A 13,157-nucleotide genomic window follows, 5' to 3' on the forward strand; every position below is an offset into this window, starting at 1 on the left:
CCTTGGCCAACAAACATGAAGATACGGTCGACACATAGCGCAGCTCACGCCACGGCACGAGAGGCCCTCCGTCCAGCTCGGCCCTCCCCGCCTGGCCAACAATGCTGCTCATGGCTGCCTTGCCGCCTCATCGCGTTCCCAAACAATGACATTATTGCGACGCTTTACGAACTCGAGGCGTAGCCGAACCAATGCCTTAATTCCTATGTAGAATGCCAGATCAAGCGGGCTTACTCCGTTGCGTAAGGCAAGTTGCAGATTGCGGACTGCGTTCGAACGAGTATGGTAAGGGCTGGGATGCAGCCTTATCATTTCTTGGTTTCCAAGCCTGCGCCGGGTTTCTACTCGGATCTGATCAATAGCGCGCCGTGGCGGCGTTACCACAAAGAACACTGGCTTTCCGGCAGCATCCTTTGAAACGTTTACCCGCTCTTCCGGCCTAAATCGCGTACGCACCCAAATGTCATCTCCCGTAATTTGCGGGAATGCACCTATACGTTCATGCGCCTCTCGGGAAATTCCATAGCAACCTGAGCCAACCAACTTTTCAGTAACATAAGGCTGAGTTTGCCAAACGCGATAGTAAGATTTGATAGGATAACTGGATCTTGACAAGTCAAGACTAAGAGAAGGTGAACCTGCCATTACTCCCTTCTGCCGCAGCGCATTAGCTAAGGACAACAAGCTATGATAATCGCATTGGACATCGGCATCGAGATATATACGAGGAAAGTATTTCGCTACTTCGTTAGCAGCGTTCATTGCATATGGCTTCGATCCTTCAGCAAGGTCTAGAATGAGTGCACCGGGTGCTTTCGCCCGAGCAACTTCGACCGTGCGGTCGGCGCAACCATTCGCAGCGACAATGAATTGCGTCGAATGACCTGCGGGGGCATCCTGTAACGCCTTGGTCAGACAGCGCCCTATGACTGCTTCTTCATTATGAGCCGGAATTATAACGGTGAATTGCGTCAAGTCCGTCATGAGGTCATCAATCGGCCAGCCTTCTCAAGCGGTTTTACCCTCGTTGCCATACTGGTAATATGCATAATTGTAATAATACGACTGACCGTCTTCCAGCGCACGATACTTGGTCAAGATGGCTCCGACAGGGTGGCCGCCGCTACCACGCAACCGTTTGATACCTGCGCGGACCTGGCCGAAATGGACTTTATTCGCTTCAAGTACAAAGATGGTTCCATCGACCAGCCCAGATAGCATTGGCGCATCGGCCAAGCCTAGCATTGGCGAAGAGTCAAAGATTACGAGCGAATATTCTTGCCGCGCCCTTTCGATAAACTGTCGCAAACGTTCGGACGCGAAAATCTCAGTTGGGTTCGAAGGCGCCTCTCCGGCCAGCAGAATTTCGAGGTTTTCGTGGGTGCCTTTGACGACTGCGGCTTCGACATCAACTTGCTCCTGCAATACTTGCACGAGGCCGGCCTTGGAGCGTGGAGAGTTAGTCATCTTTGCCAGCGCCGGACGACGCAAGTCGGCATCGATCAGCAGCGTTCGGCGACCTAGGCGAGCAAACATCTCGGCAAGGATCAGCGCGGTGGTCGACTTGCCCTCAGCCGCCTGACTGCTAGTAAATTGTATCACGTTTCGATCTTTCGCCAGCGAGAAATCGAGTGTCGAGCGGATCGAGGCATACGCCTCCATCAATGGACTGAAACGATCCAGCTCCTCCTCGCTCGCACCATCGTACTCAGCGACAAAGGGTGTGTGACCCAACAGCGGCAGGCCGATTTTCTCTTCAGCACCTTCTGGAGAACGTACCTTGTCATCCAGCGTCTCACGTAGCAGAGCCAATCCCGCGGCAAGGGCTGCTCCGAGCGCTAATCCCAACATCAGATTGCGCGGCAGGCTAGGCGCAACAGGCGATGACGGAACGTTCGCGTAATCAAGCGGTATGAGCCTACCAGTTTCGACATTTGCAGCCGTGCTTACTTCGTTGAAACGATTGAGAAGCACCTGCAACTGATCACTTAAGGCCTGCACTTCACGCTCTAGAACGCCGTACTGAACTCGACTATCCTGTTCTTGGAGGGTGTCGCCGGTTACGGCATTCAATTCGCGACTCAATGCCTGCTCCTGGCTCAAGGCAACAAGATAGTCAGTGCGCGCCGCCGCCCTGATGTCGCCAGCACTCCGTTCGATCTGCGCATCCAGCTCGGCGATCTGGGCGATCAGGTCGCGCACTTGTGGATGTCCTTCGAGATATCGCTGGCGCAGTTCTGCTAACCTTGCCTGCTGAGCCGTACGGTCAGCGATCAGTCGCTGCAGCAGCGAACTTTCTAAGACTTCGGGAAGTTCCGAACTCGGCACATCCTGCACCGTGCGCCAGCGCTGCTCGGCAGCGATCCTGGCTGCACGCGCTTCAGAAACGCGCGAGTTGATGTTAGCTAGCCTGCTTGTAGTTAGTGTAGCTTGACTTTCACCCTCCTCGGCTCCCGCGGCCTGAATGATGATCCCGTTGTTCCGGGCGTAATTGTTGGCTGCAACCTCAGCGACTTGCAGCCGCTGGCGAACCTGTTCAATCTGGTCACGCAAGTAATCTTGTGCATACCTATTATTCTCGAGCGCTTCCCGCGACTCCGAAGTGGCGAATGCCGCCAGATAGGCATTCGCCACTTCTGCTGCGATTGCCGGGCTATCCGATCGGTAAGCAATCTCGATGATCCAATTTAGGTCTGGCACCTCAGCGCTGACGTTATTCTGAAGGATTGCTGCAGCGCGGGCCTGCTTGGCTTCGCGCCAGGCCTCATCTGTCAAGTTCGGCGGTCGATCCTCGTCAATGTCGGCTCCGAGGAAGTCGTCGCGTTCGCCCAGGTTCAGGTCTTCCGCAACCTGGCTAGCTAGTCGGTGGCTTGTGATGATGCCGATATAGGTCGAAAGTTGATCACGCATTTGGCTCGAGCCGACCGCTTGGTCGAGGTTCTGCCCTTCGACAATGAAGGCGCCATAAGGATCAATGCGCACCGATGAACGCGCTTCGTATACCGGAGTGGTCAGCAGGGTAATGACTAGCCCAGCAACCACCGCCGCACCGATCAGACCAGCGATCAGCCAACGCTGGCGAAAGAGGATACCACGGATAAAGCCGAAGGTGAGGAACTGAACCTCCGGCTGAGGTTCAATGCGTGCCAACTGGCCGTCCGGCATGTACTTGTCCAGCCATACGCCCTGCCCGTTATTGTTGGGAGAATTCATCATGGAGCGTCCGTTCATAGCTTAAGGCTGCACATCGTGATGGGAGGAGGAAACCGGGGATGTAAAGGTCCAAGTGCCGTTCAAAATACTGCAAGTCAGTCAGCCAATAAGCTGGCTTCTCTTCGATTGCATAACGCTTCAGATTGTGCGTTGCAACATGATTGAATATCAGCGTTCACAACGTTGAGAATATGCATAATCTTCATACTGGGCTCGCACTCGAACGGCGGCGCTCGCAATTATTCTGGCATGGAGACCGAGGCGACGGCATAAGATGCCGTCATTCGAACAATCGGGAACCTTTGCCATGGCGTTCACCGCATCGCCGCTAAGCCTCGCAGGTGCGGCAATCTACGTGTTAGTAGCAATCACTACTGCTTTCGCTGCGCATTTCGCGGCAAGTCGCGAACAGCAAACTTGGCACATTCGCAGCTGGGCAGCTTTGACGCTCCTCTTCGTGCTGCTGATCGCCATGCGGCTGTTCGATGCCGAGGGAGTATTGCGCGACAGCCTGCGTGAATATGCGCGGTGGCACGGCCTCTACGGCAGTAGGGGATCTATGCAGCGACCGATGGTGGCTGTTGTAATCGTCATCGCTGCTCTGGCAGGCTGCTGGGGTTTCTGGCGGTTCGGGCGCACGCTGCGCGGGCGGCGCAATATCGCCGTCGGCCTGGCCTTGGCATGCGGCGCCTCAATGTTCGCCCTTGTAGGCCTGCGAGTCATCTCCCTGCACCTGGTGGACTCCTTGCTCTACGGCCCCTTGAAGCTGAACTGGCTTGGCGACGTCGGGCTGAGCTTCTTGGTGGCTGGAGCGGCCATCATCTACGTGAAGATCGTCAGCTCCTCTGGCCAAAATCTCCGCTAAAGCAATGTTGCGGGCAATCAAGTGACGCGACTATCACAGTGGCGGGGCGTCGTTGGCAATTCGCGCGCAACACCAAGCCGATGAGACTGGTCGAACAATCATGAAGAGCCGTTCCGCGCGTCCGCTGCTTTGTCTCGCTGCATCGGGCGGTGGACACGTACGCCAGCTGCTCGACCTTGAGCCCCTCTGGCGGAACTTCGACTATTACTTCGTCACCGAGGATACCGCCCTCGGCCAGTCGATTTCCAAGCAGCATCGCACCGAATTCGTCCCGCATTTCGCGCTTGGCCAAGCAAAGCTGGGGCAGCCGCTGAAGATGCTGCGCGAGGCAGGCCGCAGCATGTGGCAGTCGCTCTCCATCATTTGCCGGAACCGACCGGACTACGTGATCACCACCGGTGCGGGATCGCAGCTGTTCATCGCCTTCTGGGCAAGGCTGATAGGCGCCAAGATCATTCTCATCGACAGCTTCGCTCGCTTCGACAGCCCTAGCGCCTTCGCCCGGCTGGCGGGGCCGATCGCACATCTCCGACTGTCGCAATCCGCCGCCAGCGCCCGCAATTGGGGAAATGCGCAGGCATTCGATCCATTGCGTTACCTTCCGGTGGAACGCCCAGCGAAAGATGACCTGGTCTTTGCTACTGTCGGTGCGACCTTACCCTTCCCGCGACTGGTGGACCTGGTGATCGAAGCCAAGAGAAGCGGGCGGATCTCCGAAAGGGTGATCCTCCAGGTCGGCGATGTCGAAGGCGAACTGCCTGCCGTCGGAGGGGTCGAGGTGGTCAGGTCACTGCCGTTCGACGAGGTCCAGCAGACGCTTGAACGGGCCAGGATCGTCATCTGCCACGGCGGGACGGGTTCGATCCTTACAGCCTTGCGAGCAAGCTGCGCCGTCATCGTCATCCCCCGCCTCTTCGCTCAAGGGGAGCATTACGACGACCACCAGCTCGAGATCACTGGGAGCTTCGAGCAGCGCGGCCTGTTGCGCTCAGCGACCAACGGGGAGGAGCTGGCTGAGGCGCTCGAATGGGCCAGAGACTTTGAACCTCGCCCAGTCACGACGGACTATTCCGAAATGATCGAGGCACTGCGAGACTTCATCAAAAGCAACACGGTTGCTCCCCAGGAAGGTCTCGAAGGCCGAAGCTGAAGCCAAGGTTGGACGAGACAATACGAGACCCAAGGTATTGCCAAGGTCGGACCTACGCTTCCTTGTTGCATCGCTTGCCACGAGCAAGGCCACGTGTTTAGGCGGTCATGCCAGAAGAAACAGCACTCCGAGGGAAGATCACGAATAATGCCAAAAACCGCCCTCATCACCGGCGTCACTGGACAGGACGGTGCCTACCTGGCCCACCTGCTTCTCGAAAAAGGCTATGAAGTCCACGGCGTGAAGCGACGCTCTTCCAGCTTCAACACCGGCAGGATCGAGGACATTTACCAGGACCCCCATGTCGACAACCGGATGTTCCACCTTCACTATGGCGACCTGACCGACAGCACCAACCTGATCCGCATTATCCAGGAGGTGCAGCCTGACGAGATCTATAATCTTGCGGCGCAAAGCCACGTCGCGGTGAGTTTCGAGACGCCCGAATATACCGCAAATGCCGACGCCGTCGGTGCCCTGAGGCTGCTCGAAGCCATCCGCATCTTAGGCCTCGAAAAGAAGACACGCTTCTACCAGGCGTCGACCTCAGAGCTATACGGACTGGTCCAGGAAGTTCCTCAGAGAGAGACGACTCCCTTCTATCCTCGCAGCCCCTATGCCGCTGCAAAGCTTTATGCCTACTGGATCACGGTGAACTACCGAGAAGCCTATGGCATTCACGCCAGCAACGGCATCCTCTTCAACCACGAAAGCCCTCTGCGAGGCGAGACCTTCGTCACCCGCAAGATCACCCGCGCCGCCGCTGCCATTGCTCTTGGCCGTCAGGAAAAGCTCTACCTCGGCAATCTCGATGCACAGCGCGACTGGGGCCATGCCAAGGAATATGTCCGCGGCATGTGGATGATGATGCAGCAAGACGAGCCTGACGACTACGTCCTCGCCACCGGCGAGACGACCTATGTTCGCGATTTCGTCCTGTGGGCCTTCGAGGATGCCGGTATCCCCATCGAGTTTCGCGGCGAGGGCGTAGAAGAAAAGGGTTACGCCCTGAGCGACGGTCGCTGCCTGGTCGAGGTGGACCCGCGCTATTTCCGTCCGACCGAAGTCGACCTCCTGATCGGCGATCCAGGCAAGGCTCACCAGAAGCTCGGCTGGCGGCACGAGACCAGCGTGCGCGAGCTGGCTCGCGAAATGGTCGAGGCGGACCTCAAGGTCATGCGCGACGAGCCGATCCCAGGTTCTGAATGATGTCCTACGACCTAGCCGGCAAGCGCGTCTATGTCGCCGGGCACAAGGGCATGGTCGGCTCGGCCCTGGTCCGGCGGCTGGAGCGCGAGAACTGCGAAATCCTGACCTCCGATCGCTCGGTCGACCTTCGCGAACAGGCCGCCGTGCGAGAATGGTATGCCGACAATCGTCCCGACGGCGTGATCGTGGCGGCAGCCAAGGTTGGCGGCATCCTGGCAAACGACACCTATCCTGCCGATTTCCTCTACGACAACCTCATGATCGAGGCGAACCTCATCGAGGCTGCCTATCGCAACGACGTCGAGAAGCTGCTCTTCCTCGGCTCCTCCTGCATCTACCCGAAGATGGCTCCGCAGCCGATCCCTGAGGAGGCTCTCCTGACAGGACCTCTTGAGCCGACCAATGAATGGTATGCGATCGCAAAGATCGCAGGCATCAAGCTTTGCCAAGCCTACCGTCGCCAGCACGGCTGCGACTACATCAGTGCCATGCCGACCAACCTCTATGGCCCTGGTGACAACTTCGATCTCAAAAACAGCCACGTCCTTCCTGCCCTGATCCGAAAGGCGCACGAGGCGAAGGAAGCAGGCTCCGACAGCATCGAGATCTGGGGCACGGGTACGCCGCGCCGCGAATTCCTGCATGTCGACGACCTGGCAGACGGGTGCGTTTTTCTGCTTCGCAACTACTCCGGGGACGAGCACATCAACCTTGGATCAGGCAAAGACATTCCGATCATCGAGCTGGCCGAAATGGTCTGTCAGGTGGTTGGCTTCGAAGGTACGATCAGCAAGGACACTTCCAAGCCTGACGGAACGCCGCGCAAGCTGATGAGCGGCGACAAGATCGCAGCCATGGGCTGGGCTCCGAAGATCGCATTGCGTGACGGCATCGCAGATGCCTACCGCTCCTTCCTTGCCGGAGAAGGAAAGGCCTAGGATAGGTCAGAAGGCTCTTTCGTGGACGAGCACCGTCGCGGTGGCGAAGAGGATCTTGATGTCGAGCCACATGCTCCAGTCTCGCCCATATTCCAGATCCGCCATCAGGCGTTTGGCGAGGTCAGCCTCATTCTCGGTCGCACCCCTGTATCCTCGAACTTGAGCCAGACCAGTGATGCCAGGTCGTAGGCCATGTCGCTGCCAATACTTTCGGTCGACCTCCCAGAAGAGCCTGTTGCCGGCCTTCGAACCGATCGCATGAGGCCTTGGTCCAACGAGGCTCATGTCGCCCTTCAGGACGTTAAATAGTTGCGGCAATTCATCGATGCTGGTGCGGCGGATGAAGCGACCAACCATGGTGATACGATCATCGTCCTTGCTGGCAGAGCGGTCGCCATTGGCATCAGCCTGCCGCATCGAACGAAACTTGTAGATGTCGAAGAACTGGTTTCCGCGACCCATCCTTCTTTGCTTGAAGATGACTGGCCCGCGATCCTCCAGCTTTATGGCCAGAGCCACCACCAGCATCACGGGGCTTAGCAACAACAAGGCAATTGACGTTAGGGCAAGGTCAAATAGGCGTTTGGAGGCGCGTGCCCGAATGCCGAGGTGACCGACTGATACCGTCAGAGAAGAGATGTTGACGTCATCGTGGTGGACGACGCCCAAGGCACCAAGGTCACGGACATTCTGGTCTACGACCTCACCCTGGAGCCCGGAACCCTTCAGAACCTCTGACCATGCAAGGCGATGCTCTCGACTTGAGCTGATCAGAACCCTGTCCATGTTGCGAAGATATTTCGCCAGACGGTCGAGGGCATCTGGGTCATCAATGTCGGGCCTCAAGCCGTGCACTTCGGCGTCGACGTGGTAGGAGTGCGGCAAATGAAACCTCGGGCCGCCTGCATGTATAACAAGATTGTTGACGGCGTTCGGACCCCAAAGGCCCGTGAGCCATCTGGTAAATGCTGCACGAAAAGCCGTCAGGACGACGAAGCTGACAAGCGCACCCGCCACAAAGATCACCCTCGAGAAATCGGCATTCATTTTCGCGAAGAACAGCAGGAAATTCAGCAATGCCGACGATATCAATATCGAAATCACCACCTTGGTAGAGGCGTGGCGCCAATCCGTCAGGCTCTTGAGGGAATATGAGCCATTGTAGGCGGCAATCGTGATGTAGATAGGAAGAAAGAGGAGGCCAGGCTGGTAAGATGCCAAAAGCCCAACCGTCCCCATGTAGATCTTAGAGACGATGCCGAAGCTGGCTGTGATTGCCAGCAAATCAAAAACCACCATCCCGAGGTAGGCCTGCAGCCGTTTCTTCTCGAGCGAATTGGCAAGGCCGTTTGAAGGAGGTGTTGGAAGTCGATATTCAGCAGGTCCGCCGCCAAACGAGGGGGCGACCTTTTGGCCAGCAGCCTTGTCGACTGCCGCCTCTTCTTCCTCATGAATGCCTGCAGGCTTCTGCAAACGCCACTCCCTGCCGAATGCTACAAATAAACGGCGAGGCTTCCCTACCAACAATCCACATCTAGCGCACCAAGTAATTGTTGCCAAACAAAAATGTCGTTTTCGTACAATTTGACACAATTGGCATCTCGGTTTGCCAAGGTTCGCTGTGACACCTTGATGATGCGACTGCGTCACGGCCAAAGTGCCACTTCGTTGAGGCAATGGCCTTTCGCGAAGTACCAAGAAACAATGCTGTTGAGGTTGCCGAACTAGCGTCGGACAGCAGCGTAGCGGGCAATCTGCGCCAGTTCCTGCGCCAGGATCAGCTCTGCCATCTGGCTGTTCGCCAATAGCGAGCGATGCAGGTCGGCCAGGCGCGGAACGAGGCGTTCCAGCTTACCGCCGCTCCAGCGCTGCAGCTGGTCGCCCACGTCGCGGTGGTCCTTCCAGAACACGCCATTGGCCTTGAGGAAACTCTGCATGTCGTCACCCGGCCGCAGCTTGGCGGAAAGCGTCGCGAGCTGAGCCGCGCGCCGCTCCATCGCCAGCGCCACGCCGACGGGGTTGAGCGAAACCTCGTGCAGCCGGCGCAGTTCGGCGGGCAGCTTGCGTACTTCGCCTCCCAGCGCGGCATTCACCAGCGGCATGAAGCCGTCTTCCTCGGTCGATGCGCCGATGACGTCGAAGTCCTCCGGCCCGGCCGCCTTGGGCGATTGCGGCGAGGCATCGAGATAGAGCGCCAGCTTGTCGACCTCGCTCTGCGCCAGCCGCACGTCGAGCCCGGCCGCCTGCGCAATGCGTTCCGCCAGGTTGCCGCCCAGTCGCAGGCCCGCCGCATCGGCCATGGCGCGCACGTCGGCGGTGACCGAGCGCAGGTCCGGCGGATAGAACACCGCCACCAGCGCATCGCCGCGCTTGATCAGCAGCTTGGCGCTGCGCGACTTGTCGGTGGCGGAAGTGGCGACGATGAAGATCGGCCATGCCTCGTCCGCCTCGCCGCGGTCGGCCAGATCGCAATAGGTCTTCAGCGCATCGTGCGCTTCCTCACCGGTCACCCTCACGAACAGGTGCCGCGCATCGCCGAACAGCGAGGTGGAGCGCGCCTCGTCCACCAGCCGCACGGGATCGCTCTTGAGGTCCTGCCCGGTCAGCTCCACGCGTTCGCCCGCATCGGGCAGCGTCGCGATCAGTTTCATGGCGGCGGCCGATGCCCCGGCCTCGTCGGCACCGCAGAAGAAGCAGATGCGCAGCTTGCCCGCCGCCTTCTGCGCGGCTTGCGCGTAGTCGCGCTGGGTGGCCTTCACTGCTGTTCGCGCAGGGTGCGGGTGACCCTGACGACGATCTGGTCGGCCACTTCCTGCGCCAGGTTTTCCAGCGCGGTCTGCTCGGCGGCGATGGTGGCGAATTCGGAGCCGACCACATCGATACCCGCGTCCGAACCGGCGGTGGCGTCGATCAGGATGGTGGCGGTGGCGACATCGACCAGCTGGTAACGCGCGCGCAGGATGCGGCGTTCTCGGCCGATGGTGTCGTCGGTTAGCAGGCCGAGGCCTTCGACCTGGTCGTCCAGCACCACGTCGAGCCGGTAGCGAGTACCGCCTTCCGAAGTGCCTCGGCTGAGGCGGTCGGTCAGCGCATTGCGCACCAGCCAGCCGTCGCGGCCGGGAATGGCGGGCACTTCGATGGCGGCCAGTTCGCGGGCGACATGGCCGTCGCCGCCGCCTGCATAGATGGGCTGCAGGCCGCACCCAGAGAGCGACACAAGCGCCGCACAAAGGGCCAGAACCCGCATCATGTGACGATATTCACCAGCCTGCCGGGCACCACGATCACCTTGCGAATTTCCGCGCCATCGATCGAACGCTGGACCTTCTCGCTGGCAAGCGCAAGCGCTTCGAGGTCCTCTTTCGACGCATCGGCGGGTGCCTTCAGCGTATCGCGCAGCTTGCCCTTGTGCTGGACGGCGATGATCACCTCGTCCTCCACCAGCATGGCTTCGTCGACTTCGGGCCAGACGGCTTCGGCCACCAGCCCTTTGCCGCCCATGGCCGCCCAGCCTTCTTCGGCAAGGTGTGGCATCATTGGCGAGGCCATCAGCAGCAGCGAACGAATAGCGTGGTTGCGATCGGCCGAGGGCCTGGCCTTCTCGGTGGCGCTGGTGAGTTCGTAGATCCGCGCCACCGCCTTGTTGAAGGCCAGCGCCTCGATATCCTCGGCGACGGCGGCAATGGTCTGGTGCGTCTTGCGGGCCAAGTCCTTGTCTTCGCCCGAAGCACCCGCGTCGAACTGGCCGAACAGGCGCCACAGGCGCTGGACGAAGCGGCCGCAGCCCTCGATCCCGGCTTCGGACCACGGCAGGTCGCGTTCGGGCGGGCTGTCCGACAGCATGAACCAACGCACGGCGTCGGCGCCGTAGTCGCGGATGATGTCCTCCGGGTCGACAACGTTCTTCTTCGACTTGGACATCTTGATGACCTTGCCGATCTGCACCGGCTGGCCGTCGGCCTTCAGCGTCGCGCCCTCGCCAGTACGCTCGACCTCGGCAGGGGTGTAATAGATTTCGCGCGGACCATCCTTGCGGCTGTAGGTCTCGTGCGTGACCATGCCCTGCGTGAACAGGCTGGCGAACGGCTCCTTCACCTCCAGCTGGCCGACATGAGCCAGCGCGCGAGTCCAGAAGCGGGCGTAGAGCAGGTGCAGGATCGCATGCTCGATGCCGCCGATATACTGGCCTACCGGCATCCACTGCGCCACTTCGGCAGCGTCGAAGGGCTTGTCAGCCGGCTGGCTGGCGAAGCGTAGGAAATACCAGCTGGAATTGACGAAGGTGTCTAGCGTGTCGGTCTCGCGCCGGGCGGCGGCACCGCACTTCGGGCAATCGACATGCTTCCAGGTCGCGTGCCGTTCCAGCGGGTTGCCCGGCGTCTTGAAATCGACGTCCTCGGGCAGCTTCACCGGCAGCTGGTCCTTGGGCACCGGCACCACGCCGCAGGCATCGCAATGGATGAAGGGGATCGGCGTGCCCCAGTAACGCTGGCGCGACACGCCCCAGTCGCGCAGGCGCCAGACGGTGGTGCCCTTGCCCCAGCCGCCCTGCTCGGCGCGGGTGATGACCTCGTCCTTGGCGTCCTCGACGGCCATGCCGGAGAGGAAATCGGAATTGACGATCACCCCGTCGCCAGCCTCGGCTTCGCCCGCGAACGGCTTGTCCGCTTCCTCGACCGAGGAGGCGACGACTCGCGGGATCGGCAGGCCGTACTTGGTGGCGAATTCGAAGTCGCGCTGGTCGTGCCCCGGCACGGCCATGATCGCGCCGGTGCCGTAATCCATCAGCACGAAGTTGGCGATGTAGACCGGCAGCTCTTCGCCGGTGAACGGGTGCCTCGCGGTGATGCCGGTATCGAAGCCCAGCTTCTCGGCCGTTTCCAGCTCTGCCGCGGTGGTGCCGCCCTTCTTGCACAGCTCGATGAAGGCGCGCGCCTCCTCGCTGTCGGCCGCCACGCCGTGCGCCACCGGGTGGTCGGCAGCCACGGCGACGAAGCTGGCACCGAAGATGGTGTCGGGACGCGTGGTGTAGACCGGCAGCGTCTCACCGTTCGACAGGTCGAAGGCGAATTCCAGGCCCTGGCTCTTGCCGATCCAGTTGGCCTGCATCAGGCGCACCTTCTCCGGCCAGTCCTCCAGCGTGTCGAGGCCGGCCAGCAGGTCTTCGGCGAAGTCGGTGATCTTGAGGAACCACTGGTTGAGCTTGCGCTTCTCGACTTCCGCGCCGGAACGCCAGCCCTTGCCGTCGATCACCTGCTCGTTGGCGAGCACGGTCATGTCGACCGGGTCCCAGTTGACCTCGCTTTCCTTGCGATAGACGAGGCCCGCTTCGTAGAGGTCGATGAACTGCGCCTGCTCGTGGCCGTAGTAGTCCGGGTCGCAGGTGGCGAATTCGCGGCTCCAGTCGAGCGCGAAGCCGAGCTGCTTCAATTGCCCCTTCATCGTGGCGATGTTGTCGTAGGTCCAGCCGCCGGGGTGGACGCCCTTTTCCATCGCCGCGTTCTCGGCCGGCATGCCGAAGGCGTCCCAGCCCATCGGGTGCAGCACCTCGCGCCCGCGCATCTTGTGATAGCGCGCCAGCACGTCACCCATGGTGTAGTTGCGCACGTGGCCGATGTGGATGCGCCCGCTGGGATAGGGGAACATCTCCAGGACATAGGTCTTGGGCTTGTCGCTGCCGCTGTCGGCTTCGAAGCACTTGGCCTCGTCCCACGCGGCTTGCCAGCGACCATCGGCACTGGCCGGATCGAATCGTTCAGCAGTCATGGCAGTCCCCTAAGGG

At 60.1% G+C, this 13,157-nt stretch carries 10 protein-coding genes; 4 read left to right on the top strand and 6 right to left on the bottom strand.

The window, feature by feature from the left end; translation table 11 throughout:
- Window positions 1–108: 108 nt before the first annotated feature.
- Together OZN62_RS08800 and OZN62_RS08805 are read right to left on the bottom strand one after the other, a co-directional pair.
- The gene (locus OZN62_RS08800; protein WP_442864366.1) at window positions 109–984 is read right to left on the bottom strand and encodes a glycosyltransferase family 2 protein; all 876 of its coding nucleotides are present in this window, start codon (window positions 982–984) and stop codon (window positions 109–111) included.
- Window positions 985–1,008: 24 nt separating this feature from the next.
- Entirely contained in the window at window positions 1,009–3,231 is a 2,223-nt protein-coding gene (locus tag OZN62_RS08805) for a GumC family protein (protein ID WP_269099236.1), read from the bottom strand.
- A gap of 289 nt (window positions 3,232–3,520) precedes the next feature.
- Between OZN62_RS08805 and OZN62_RS08810 the strand changes: the two genes are divergently transcribed.
- From OZN62_RS08810 to fcl, 4 genes are all read left to right on the top strand, one after another.
- Window positions 3,521–4,078: a hypothetical protein gene (locus tag OZN62_RS08810; protein ID WP_269099237.1), complete on the top strand. Its 558-nt coding sequence runs from the start codon at window positions 3,521–3,523 to the stop codon at window positions 4,076–4,078.
- A gap of 100 nt (window positions 4,079–4,178) precedes the next feature.
- Window positions 4,179–5,228 carry a beta-1,4-glucuronosyltransferase WelK gene (gene welK / locus OZN62_RS08815; RefSeq protein ID WP_269099238.1) on the top strand — a complete coding sequence of 350 codons (1,050 nt, stop codon included), beginning with the start codon at window positions 4,179–4,181 and terminating at the stop codon, window positions 5,226–5,228.
- Between the two features lie 147 nt (window positions 5,229–5,375).
- The gene (gene gmd, locus OZN62_RS08820) at window positions 5,376–6,437 is read left to right on the top strand and encodes a GDP-mannose 4,6-dehydratase (RefSeq protein ID WP_269099239.1); all 1,062 of its coding nucleotides are present in this window, start codon (window positions 5,376–5,378) and stop codon (window positions 6,435–6,437) included.
- Window positions 6,434–7,375 (top strand): GDP-L-fucose synthase, encoded by a 942-nt coding sequence (gene fcl / locus OZN62_RS08825; RefSeq protein WP_442864367.1) that lies wholly within the window; start codon window positions 6,434–6,436, stop codon window positions 7,373–7,375. Before gmd ends, fcl begins: the two co-directional genes overlap by 4 nt.
- A gap of 6 nt (window positions 7,376–7,381) precedes the next feature.
- Here the strand turns inward: fcl and OZN62_RS08830 are convergent, their stop codons facing one another.
- From OZN62_RS08830 to leuS, 4 genes are all read right to left on the bottom strand, one after another.
- The gene (locus OZN62_RS08830) at window positions 7,382–8,848 is read right to left on the bottom strand and encodes an exopolysaccharide biosynthesis polyprenyl glycosylphosphotransferase (protein ID WP_269099240.1); all 1,467 of its coding nucleotides are present in this window, start codon (window positions 8,846–8,848) and stop codon (window positions 7,382–7,384) included.
- Window positions 8,849–9,099: 251 nt separating this feature from the next.
- A complete protein-coding gene (holA, locus tag OZN62_RS08835) occupies window positions 9,100–10,134 on the bottom strand; it encodes a DNA polymerase III subunit delta (RefSeq protein ID WP_269099241.1) in 1,035 nt (344 codons plus the stop codon).
- A complete protein-coding gene (gene lptE / locus OZN62_RS08840; protein ID WP_442864400.1) occupies window positions 10,131–10,622 on the bottom strand; it encodes an LPS assembly lipoprotein LptE in 492 nt (163 codons plus the stop codon). Before lptE ends, holA begins: the two co-directional genes overlap by 4 nt.
- Window positions 10,622–13,141: a leucine--tRNA ligase gene (leuS, locus tag OZN62_RS08845; RefSeq protein WP_269099243.1), complete on the bottom strand. Its 2,520-nt coding sequence runs from the start codon at window positions 13,139–13,141 to the stop codon at window positions 10,622–10,624. Before leuS ends, lptE begins: the two co-directional genes overlap by 1 nt.
- Window positions 13,142–13,157 lie beyond the last annotated feature (16 nt).

Source organism: Aurantiacibacter sp. MUD11, from assembly GCF_026967575.1.
Lineage (GTDB): Bacteria > Pseudomonadota > Alphaproteobacteria > Sphingomonadales > Sphingomonadaceae > Alteraurantiacibacter.